This window comes from Pseudoalteromonas sp. S1612 (genome assembly GCF_005887175.1).
GTDB lineage: Bacteria > Pseudomonadota > Gammaproteobacteria > Enterobacterales > Alteromonadaceae > Pseudoalteromonas > Pseudoalteromonas undina.
In genome coordinates this window covers 55,422-65,098 of sequence record NZ_PNDH01000003.1, presented here as the reverse complement: position 1 = coordinate 65,098, position 9,677 = coordinate 55,422, and the positions used below count along the sequence as shown (strand labels likewise).

Sequence of the window (9,677 nt, the reverse complement as noted above, 5' to 3'; positions counted from 1 at the left end):
GTGAGTGGCGGAATTGGTAGACGCGCTGGATTTAGGTTCCAGTATCTTAGGATGTGAGTTCAAGTCTCTCCTTCCGCACCATATTCTTTGATAAGAATTAAAATTATCAGCAATTTCTTAGTTGGGATATCGCCAAGCGGTAAGGCACCAGGTTTTGATCCTGGCATTCCCAGGTTCAAATCCTGGTATCCCAGCCAACTTCTTCTACCAAAGAACGTTGAATTAAGAAAGCTCTGTTAAGAGTATAAATATAATCCTGTATGCGGGAGTGGCGGAATTGGTAGACGCGCTGGATTTAGGTTCCAGTATCTTAGGATGTGAGAGTTCAAGTCTCTCCTTCCGCACCATATTCTTAACTAGAACTAAAACTCATCCAAATTTAGAGTTGGGATATCGCCAAGCGGTAAGGCACCAGGTTTTGATCCTGGCATTCCCAGGTTCAAATCCTGGTATCCCAGCCAATTTGCACACATCTTTGATTACACCTCCACACTAGATTAAAAATAATTTATCATTACTTCTACTTTTATTATCCAATACAACATTTTTAAGCAAAGAAATTGTCGACAGCAAAGCAAAAATCTCGCTAACTCCAAATAAAAAACTTTTAATGCTTAAAGCGCCTAACTTACCCGCTCAAAATGATTAATTATTATTACGTATTGATATTAGTCACTCAGATAAAAGCAATTAGACCCAATTTAGGTATTTATGTAAAACATGTTAATGAAAGGTTGACGGGTGTACCTTTTATGGTAATGTTTATTTTGCTCAAATAAAGAGCTATATAAACTTAATAAGGATAGTTATCATGAAAAAATATATTTAATCATTGCTTTGTTTTCGGGTCTTTTTTCAGCAAATGTATTTGCAAACTCAGTGTCATGTTATGTAGACACAATGGCTTACGACAATTACTCACAAAACATGTGCTTTGGCGGTGAAAGTAACCCTAATTTTCACCCGAAAATAGCATTTAAGGTTAATACCTCTAAAGCTGTTTCTAATGTTGTTTGGGTTTTTGATGGTACATATGACCGTTCAGCCAGTTGTGATGGAACAACATGTATAGTTGACGTTTATAAAGTCGAAAGTTCAATGACAGCATGTGTTGATAAAATCTACTACACTGACTTTACATGGGAAGATGTTAATTGGTGCGCAAGCGCTGAATATATGTACTCTCGTTCAGGTATGTGGAACTAAATTTATCTCCGTTTACAAGTGCCACATAAGCGGCACTTGTTATTATTATAAGAATCTAGATTTATGTAAGCGAATTTAATCTAACTTGCCACTAATCGCGTATTTCAGCACCCAATTTTTTACCGGCCCTGTATTATTAGCTAACTTTAAAAATGTGCTGCGCGCCCATTTTAATGGGGCTATTTGATTTGAGAAACCAAAGTAGCAAGCATCCATCATACTCATCATTAACAAATTAGCGTTACGACGACTACGCTCGTATTCTTTAAGCATTAGCGGGCACCCTACATCATCAGTTGTACGCAACACTTCAGCTAAAGCAGCCACATCTTGAAAGCCTAAATTAACACCCTGTCCTGCCAGAGGATTAATGGTGTGCGCCGCATCACCCACTAAAACGAGTCTGCCTTGTGAATAATTATTGGCATGCTGCCTTGCCAGAGGAAATATAGCATGGCTTTGTACTTCAAAATCACCAGCAAGCTTTGGAAACTTTTCAATAATATGGGCTTTTAATTCGCTAGGTTGTAGGGCTTTAAATGCTTTGAGGGTATTTGCATCGTCATACCAAATTAAATTTGCATAAGGTGCTTGCATAGGTAAAAACGCAACAGGCCCTGTAGGTGTAAACTGCTGCCATGTTTTAACTTGTTGTGGTGCATCGAGCTTTATTAGCACGCCCATACAATGCTGCTGATATTGCCAACCAGTTATACCAATATTGGCTTTGCTACGTAATTGTGATTGCCCACCATCCGCTGCAATGACTAAATCAGCAGTATAGCTTTGTTCGTTATAGTGCAAGCTAATGCTATCAGGGTTTTGCTCTATTGCCGTTAAAGCCGATGAAGGATTAATCATCTCAATATTATGTTGCTCAAATTGCTGCCATAAACTGGCTTGAATTAGCTTATTCTCAATCAAATGACCTAAATGGGTGGTATTAATAGCATGACAATCAAATAATAAATGATCGTTACTCCGTTCAAAGGTCTCTAATTGTTCATAGGGAGCCAATCTATTTGCTCGCAGTAATGGCATCGCACCGAGCTGATCAAGCAATTTTTCAGAAAAGCGATTAATAGCCGAAACACGTATATCAACATCATCACTGTTAAGCACCTGTGGTGCATCTATTGGGTGTTTTTCAATAACACGTACGGCTTTGCCTTGTTGCGCTAATTTAATAGCCATAGCGGCACCAACCATGCCGCCCCCTACTACAATTACATTATTTTTAGCCATGTTTTTCATCATTTTAATTCTGACTTAACTCTGCTTAGATTGTATCGTAATTAGTTTGCTCAGTGTGAGCGCTTCGCTTAATTCTATTATTAAACCCATACTATATTGATTTCAGATCACAAACATGAAATCTATACTTGGTTTTGAGCGTGTATCCAGCTAAAATACGCGTCCTTTAAGTCGAGCGAAATTTTAATAATTCCGCCACTTATACCTGTTTCTAGCACATATTTGTGCCACTATCGAATTGAACACGAGGCTATATTTCAATGAGCAAAAAGCTGCATATTAAAACCTGGGGTTGTCAGATGAACGAATACGACTCTCAGAAAATGGCTGATCTTCTAGATGCTACCAACGGCTATCAGCTAACTGAAGAAGCTGCTGATGCTGATGTTATCTTACTTAACACCTGTTCAATTCGTGAAAAAGCGCAAGAAAAAGTATTTCATCAACTAGGTCGTTGGAAGTTATTAAAAGATGACAAACCAGACCTTATTATTGGTGTAGGCGGCTGTGTTGCATCACAAGAAGGTGATTCAATTCGCCAACGTGCTCCGTTTGTAGATGTTATTTTTGGTCCACAAACTTTGCACCGTTTACCTGAGATGATTAAACAAGTACAAGGCGATAAAGGTTCATCTGTAGTTGATATTTCATTCCCTGAGATTGAAAAATTTGACCGCTTACCTGAGCCTAAAGCGGAAGGTCCTTCTGCGTTTGTATCAATTATGGAAGGTTGTTCTAAATATTGTACTTTCTGTGTTGTGCCTTACACCCGTGGTGAAGAAGTAAGCCGCCCTGTTGATGATGTATTATTAGAAGTTGCACAGTTAGCCGAGCAAGGCGTACGTGAAGTTAACCTATTAGGTCAAAACGTAAATGCATACCGTGGTGATACACACGATGGTGAAATTTGCTATTTCTCAGATCTAATTCGTTTAGTGGCTGCAATTGACGGGATTGACCGTATTCGTTACACCACCTCACACCCTGTAGAGTTTACACCAGACATTATTGATGCGTACGCTGATGTGCCTGAGCTGGTTGATCACTTACACCTTCCAGTCCAAAGTGGTTCAGACCGTGTTTTAAACTTAATGAAACGCGGCCATACTGCTCTTGAGTACAAATCAACAATTCGTAAGCTACGTAAAATTCGCCCTAACCTAAGCATGTCGTCAGATTTCATTATAGGTTTCCCAGGTGAAAGCAAGGCCGACTTTGAAGCTACTATGAACCTTATCAACGATATTGGTTTTGATATGAGCTTTAGCTTTATTTACAGTGCACGCCCAGGTACGCCAGCGGCAGATTTACCAGATGACGTAACCGAGCAAGAGAAAAAAGAGCGCCTGTACTTATTGCAAAACCGTATTACGCAAATGGCACAGCAAATTAGCCGCCAAATGTTTGATACTGAGCAACGTATTTTAGTTGAAGGTCCTTCTAAGAAGAACCCGATGGAACTACGTGGCCGAACTGAAAATAACCGTGTAGTTAACTTTGTTGGCCCACACACAGTGATCGGTCAGTTTGTTGATGTACGTATTACCGAAGCGTTACCAAACTCTTTACGTGGCGATTTAATTCGTACAGAATCAGAAATGAACTTACGCCGCGAAATTGCGCCTTCTGCTATTTTAACCAAAGCAGCGAGTGAGCAAAAAACCGAGACAGCTAACGAAATTGGCGTTGCTACTTTCGTACCTTAGTTGCAAAAATTCATTGCGCCAGTTAACGCTGGCGCACTGTAATAGGAAGTAATTTTGAGTAATCAGTTAAAAACATTAGAGATTTATTTAGAACCTGCCGACAACAAACGCCTTTCTTCATTATGTGGCCCGTTTGACGAAAACATCAAACAAATTGAACGCCGTCTAGGTGTTGAAATTATTCATCGTGATAACTTTTTTAAAGTAACCGGTAAACTACACAGTAGCGCCGGCGCGGTAGAGATCTTAAAAAACCTTTATATTGATACTCAACCTGTACGTGGGGAAATTGGCGAAATTGAGCCTGACAACGTACATTTAGCCATCACTGAGTCTAAAGCGCTTGAGCAAGATGTTGCACACAGTGCTTATGGCAAAGAAATGATGATTAAAACTCGTCGTGGCGTTATTAAACCACGAAACGATAACCAAGGCTTGTATGTTGCTAATATTTTGCACCACGACATTACCTTTGGTATTGGCCCTGCAGGTACAGGTAAAACCTATCTTGCAGTTGCAGCGGCAGTTGATGCACTAGAGCGCCAAGAAATACGCCGTATATTGCTCACTCGCCCTGCGGTTGAAGCGGGTGAAAAACTCGGCTTTTTACCGGGTGACTTAAGCCAAAAAATAGACCCTTACTTACGCCCACTTTACGATGCCTTATTTGAAATGCTTGGCTTTGAGCGTGTTGAAAAACTGATTGAAAAAAACATCATTGAAATTGCGCCATTGGCTTACATGCGTGGGCGCACACTTAATGATGCGTTTATTATTTTAGATGAAAGCCAAAATACAACTACAGAGCAAATGAAAATGTTCTTAACCCGTATTGGTTTTAATTCTAAAGCAGTGATCACCGGCGATATAACCCAAGTTGATTTACCTCGGGGTGCGCGCTCTGGTCTTCGCCATGCTATTGAAGTATTGGATGGCGTTGATGAAATTAGCTTTAACTTTTTCAAATCGCACGATGTGGTACGCCACCCTGTAGTAGCCCGCATTGTAGAAGCGTATGAGCGCAACGATGAGCGTGAACGCCTTAAGCGGTTAGAGAAACAACAAGCCAAAGAAGCGCTCGCCGCTCAAGAGCAACCTGCTACCAAAGGGTAATACCGTGAAAACAGAACTTGATTTACAAATAGCGTGTGAGTTTGACAACTTACCCAGCCTTGAGCAGTTTGCCATGTGGGCCGATAAAGTGCTTAGCCAATATCGTGATGAGTCTGAGCTGACCATTGTTATCAGCGATGAGGAACAGTCGCAACAGCTCAATAATGACTACCGTGGTAAAAATAAGCCTACCAACGTATTATCATTTGAATTTGAAGCGCCACCGGGTATTGATATCCCACTTGTGGGCGACTTAATTATTTGTCCTGCCATTGTTTTGGCTGAGGCACAAGAGCAAGAAAAGTCATTTCATGACCACTTTGCTCATATGGTTATTCATGGATGCTTGCATTTACTTGGATTTGACCATATAAAGAGTGAAGACGCGTTAGAGATGGAAAGCATAGAAAAGCAATTACTTGCTGAACTAAACATAGCAGACCCATATCGGGACGATATTTAAATAAACGGAGCAATTAGACGTAATGAGCGACGATAACTCGCAATCTAGCCAGGGTTCTTCTGGCAAAACTTGGCTGGGTCGTATAACCCAGATGTTGCAAGGGGAACCCCAGAATAGAGAAGAGCTGGTTGAGGTAATTGCCGATGCCCAAGAGCGGGATGTAATCGATCCTGAAACCAAAGAAATGATTGAAGGTGTGCTTGGCGTGTCTGAGCTCAAAGTGCGAGATATTATGATCCCGCGCTCACAAATGGTCACTTTGGAAATTGATAGCCCGCTTGAAGAGCACATACCTATGATGGTTGACTCTACCCACTCTCGTTTTCCGGTAGTGTGTGAAGATAAAGACCATGTAGAAGGGATTTTACTCGCAAAAGACTTATTACCTCTCATTTTAAATAAAGATGAGCATTTACCATCGCTACGTGACTATTTGCGCCCTGCCATGGTAGTGCCTGAAAGTAAACGGGTGGATACCCTGCTTAATGAATTTCGTCAGCAACGCTACCATATGGCGATTGTAATTGATGAATACGGCGGTGTATCGGGTTTAGTAACCATTGAAGATATTCTTGAGATCATTGTAGGCGAAATCGAAGATGAGCACGATGAAGAAGAAGAACAACAAGATATTCGTCAACTGGCTAAACATGTTTACGTTGTGCAGGCACTGACCCCTGTAGATGACTTTAACGAGCATTTTAAATCAGGTTACAGCTCGCAAGATGCCGACACTATTGGTGGTACCGTGTTACACGCCTTTGGCCATATGCCGAGCCGTGGCGAAACCATCGATATAGAAGGATTTCAGTTTAAAGTAACCAATTCTGATAATCGTCGTATATTGCAACTGCAAGTCACCATTCCTAAGGCTGATGATAACGACAGTGAAGAAACTGCTAACTAGTCTCACCCTACTAGCAAAAGATAAAAAAGCATGGCTCGCACTGGTTGCGGGCCTTGTTTTAACTTTTAGCTACGCGCCTTTTGGTATTTGGCCGATTGTATTTTTTAGCATAGGCTCGCTATTTTTTTGTATTCCTGCAAACCTCAATGGAAAAGTACATGCTAAAACAGCCGCTAAATATGGCTTTATATTTGGTCTAGGCTGGTTTGGTGCCGGTATAAGTTGGGTACATGTTTCTATCGCCACCTTTGGCGGTATGCCACTTGTCGCCTCAATTGCATTAATGGCACTGCTTTGTAGCTACCTTGCGTTATTTCCTGCGCTGGCGCTGTGGGCAACCACTCGCTTTTCAAACGGCTCTATAAGTTTTGCAGCGCTATTACTCCCTTGTTTTGCTATTAGTGAATGTTTGCGTGCCAACCTGTTAACTGGTTTTCCTTGGTTAAGCTTTGGTTATACACAAACCGATAGCCCTCTGAATGCCCTTGCTCCTTTAATTGGTGAATTTGGGCTCACGCTATTATGTATTGCCATTGGCTTTGCATTGTACAGCTTAGCGCAAAAACAATTTAAAATGCCTGTTGTTACCGCTGCTGTGGTTTTGCTTGTCTTCGCCGGCGCACACTTTACAAAGGTAACCCATTACTCCGATAAAGACCTCTCTGTGCTGCTTGTACAAGGTAATATAAAACAACACTTGCGGTTTGACCCCAGTGAATTTTGGACCACCATGAGTAAGTATCAGGATATGACGCGCCGTCACTGGGATGCCGATTTAATTGTGTGGCCCGAAGCTGCAGTGCCTGAAATAGAAGCGCTTGCTGATTCCTATTTAGCGGGCTTAGACAGTGCCGCCTCATTTAATAAAACCGCGCTAGTAACGGGTATTGTTGATTACCAACGCGACACTAAAACCATTTTCAATACCCTGATTGTGGTCGGTAACAAAGAGCAAAGTGATGAACACGGCCACTATCGTTACTTAGATAGTAACCGCTATCAAAAGCATCAATTACTGCCGATTGGAGAGTTTGTTCCCTTTGAAGACATACTCCGCCCCATAGCTCCGTTATTTGATTTGCCTATGTCATCGTTCTCGCGCGGTGATAAAGTGCAAAATAACTTACGTGCGAATGGCTTTAACCTGCTGCCCGCTATTTGCTACGAAATAGTATTTGCCGATTTAGTGCGGGGTAATTATAAAAGCGACTCAGACATATTATTCACGGTGAGTAATGATGCTTGGTTTGGTGATTCAATCGGCCCTCATCAGCATATGCAAATTGCCCGTATGCGCGCCCTAGAACTACAACGTCCACTAGTGCGTGTTACCAACAACGGTATAAGTGGCGTATACGACCCCATAAGCCAAACACGCCAAACTATGCCACAGTTTGAAGCTACCACACTTAAAGCCAATATAAAGCTAATACAAGGGGATAGCGTGTATAGCCAATATGGCAATGGGTTTGTATGGGGAGTAATGGTGTTGTTGGGTATGATTGGATTTGGGATTAGGTTTAGAAAGTGAATGGAGTTGATAGCTGTCGGTTGTCAGCTATCAGTAAGAGAAAGGTTGCTCTGGTATCTAACCAACCTTCGCAAATCTATTTTTTAATCCAGCCTATGCTTAAAATATAACGACTGCCCTTTTCTATTTTTGATACTTGGTGCTGTTCTATATCAGGCCTGAACAGTTTAACTCGGTAGTAATTTATAATTGGGTTGTCACAAATAAACTCACCACCCTTGGCAGCATGTTTTAATATAATATTGAGCCTAAAGTGCCGACCAGTTTTAACATTATCGATATGCGGTTTTATTTCACTCCCTTGTGGAAATTTAATCAAATAGACATCAAACTCAAAAGGAGCAAAAATACGACAGAGTAGCATCTTGTCAAAACCTGATCTTTGTCGCCCACGCTCCCAACTAAATAACTTATTTGGCATCTACACTTAACTCTAAAAAAATTGAATACATGCCTAGAACCACTTAATTTTAAGCTTTGTCGAGTGAACTTTACTTGCTTGTGATCTAAATAAATTGCATTTAATGTCAACATAGCTAACTTCGCTAGGTTCTAAAAAGCTGTCAGTGCTTTTGCCTACACAATTACCAATAAACTTGCCACTTTCGTCAAATGTAGAAGCAATAACGGTTCCCGTATAAATGCTCTCGTTAGTAATATTTTTTAATTCAGCTGCGATTCTTACTTGACCATTTTCTTTGTATATTTCAGAAAGAGTTAGATTATAGTCATTGTTAAATTCATCACTTGTTTCTAATGCTTTATTAGAAACCATTGTTTTAAATCCACTGTCAACATCAGCGGCGATTGTCAGGGCGAACGCACTAATGCCGCCAAGTACAGCTATTACAAATCCAATACCCCAAAAAAAGCCTTTTATGCTCTCATTAAAATTATTACTTTTCATTTAATTCCCTTTCGTTTTTACCATTGTATTTCGTTAACAAGATAGCCAAAATAACTTTTTTCACCGACTAAATTTATTTTTTTGTTTTTAAGTGTTTGTAGCTCGTCCGTATCTAAGTACCATCTAAACGAATGCTCTTCACCAGTGGATAAATCAGCAATGTTTAATGCTATACATTGCTGCTGATCATTTATAATACATGTACTTACATCAGTTAAATAATATTCTTCAGACCACAGTTCGCCTAAATTATTTTCAGCATAATACATAATGGGAACTACGCTAAATTTCCACAACGCCATATAGATTAAACAAGGGTACATTATTATCAAGAACCCTTTTACTAGCCTACTACCTTTAAAAAAGTGACGAGTTATTAAATAATTAAAGTTGTGATCACACCTATACTTTTTAAATAATGTATATATCACTGCCATGGTTAATATAGGTAGCACTACTAGCTCTATAAAATGTAATCGCTCATTAGCAATAAGAGCAGGATCGTTAAACTCGTACCATCCAATGAGCAATACTAAATAGCTCATTAGTACGAATATAATTAATAGATATAAAAAACTTTTATGAAACTC

At 40.2% G+C, this 9,677-nt stretch carries 10 protein-coding genes and 3 tRNA genes; 9 read left to right on the top strand and 4 right to left on the bottom strand.

Annotated features, from left to right (window positions below; translation table 11 throughout):
- The first annotated feature begins 122 nt into the window (after window positions 1-122).
- From CWB78_RS01555 to CWB78_RS01540, 4 genes are all read left to right on the top strand, one after another.
- A tRNA-Gln gene (locus tag CWB78_RS01555) sits at window positions 123-197 on the top strand.
- A 65-nt stretch (window positions 198-262) separates the two neighbouring features.
- Window positions 263-347, top strand: a tRNA-Leu gene (locus CWB78_RS01550).
- Between the two features lie 39 nt (window positions 348-386).
- Window positions 387-461 (top strand) — tRNA-Gln (locus CWB78_RS01545).
- Window positions 462-900: 439 nt separating this feature from the next.
- A complete protein-coding gene (locus CWB78_RS01540; protein ID WP_138593996.1) occupies window positions 901-1,206 on the top strand; it encodes a hypothetical protein in 306 nt (101 codons plus the stop codon).
- A 75-nt stretch (window positions 1,207-1,281) separates the two neighbouring features.
- Here the strand turns inward: CWB78_RS01540 and CWB78_RS01535 are convergent, their stop codons facing one another.
- Complete coding sequence (locus CWB78_RS01535) at window positions 1,282-2,463, bottom strand: FAD-dependent oxidoreductase (protein WP_138593995.1); 1,182 nt, start codon at window positions 2,461-2,463, stop codon at window positions 1,282-1,284.
- A 257-nt stretch (window positions 2,464-2,720) separates the two neighbouring features.
- On the opposite strand from CWB78_RS01535, the gene miaB reads away from it, so the two are divergent.
- The 5 genes from miaB to lnt are packed head-to-tail and all read left to right on the top strand — an operon-like array spanning window position 2,721 to window position 8,180.
- Window positions 2,721-4,166: a tRNA (N6-isopentenyl adenosine(37)-C2)-methylthiotransferase MiaB gene (gene miaB, locus CWB78_RS01530; RefSeq protein WP_010388336.1), complete on the top strand. Its 1,446-nt coding sequence runs from the start codon at window positions 2,721-2,723 to the stop codon at window positions 4,164-4,166.
- A gap of 54 nt (window positions 4,167-4,220) precedes the next feature.
- Window positions 4,221-5,279, top strand: a complete 1,059-nt coding sequence (locus CWB78_RS01525; protein WP_075169576.1) for a PhoH family protein — start codon at window positions 4,221-4,223, stop codon at window positions 5,277-5,279.
- Between the two features lie 4 nt (window positions 5,280-5,283).
- On the top strand, window positions 5,284-5,742 hold the full coding sequence (gene ybeY, locus CWB78_RS01520) for an rRNA maturation RNase YbeY (RefSeq protein ID WP_010388332.1): 459 nt from the start codon (window positions 5,284-5,286) through the stop codon (window positions 5,740-5,742).
- A gap of 22 nt (window positions 5,743-5,764) precedes the next feature.
- The gene (gene corC / locus CWB78_RS01515; protein ID WP_010388331.1) at window positions 5,765-6,649 is read left to right on the top strand and encodes a CNNM family magnesium/cobalt transport protein CorC; all 885 of its coding nucleotides are present in this window, start codon (window positions 5,765-5,767) and stop codon (window positions 6,647-6,649) included.
- Window positions 6,630-8,180 (top strand): apolipoprotein N-acyltransferase, encoded by a 1,551-nt coding sequence (gene lnt / locus CWB78_RS01510; RefSeq protein ID WP_171040285.1) that lies wholly within the window; start codon window positions 6,630-6,632, stop codon window positions 8,178-8,180. The genes corC and lnt overlap by 20 nt, the downstream gene beginning before the upstream one ends.
- A gap of 76 nt (window positions 8,181-8,256) precedes the next feature.
- On the opposite strand, the gene CWB78_RS01505 is transcribed toward lnt, so the two are convergent.
- From CWB78_RS01505 to CWB78_RS18935, 3 genes are read right to left on the bottom strand one after another with little or no spacing between them, the layout of a single operon-like run.
- Window positions 8,257-8,601, bottom strand: coding sequence for a 2OG-Fe(II) oxygenase (locus CWB78_RS01505; protein ID WP_138593993.1), 345 nt, complete (start codon window positions 8,599-8,601; stop codon window positions 8,257-8,259).
- Window positions 8,602-8,634: 33 nt separating this feature from the next.
- Window positions 8,635-9,087 (bottom strand): ATPase, encoded by a 453-nt coding sequence (locus tag CWB78_RS01500; RefSeq protein WP_138593992.1) that lies wholly within the window; start codon window positions 9,085-9,087, stop codon window positions 8,635-8,637.
- Window positions 9,088-9,104: 17 nt separating this feature from the next.
- A complete protein-coding gene (locus tag CWB78_RS18935; protein WP_249930371.1) occupies window positions 9,105-9,389 on the bottom strand; it encodes a hypothetical protein in 285 nt (94 codons plus the stop codon).
- Between the last annotated feature and the right edge of the window lie 288 nt (window positions 9,390-9,677).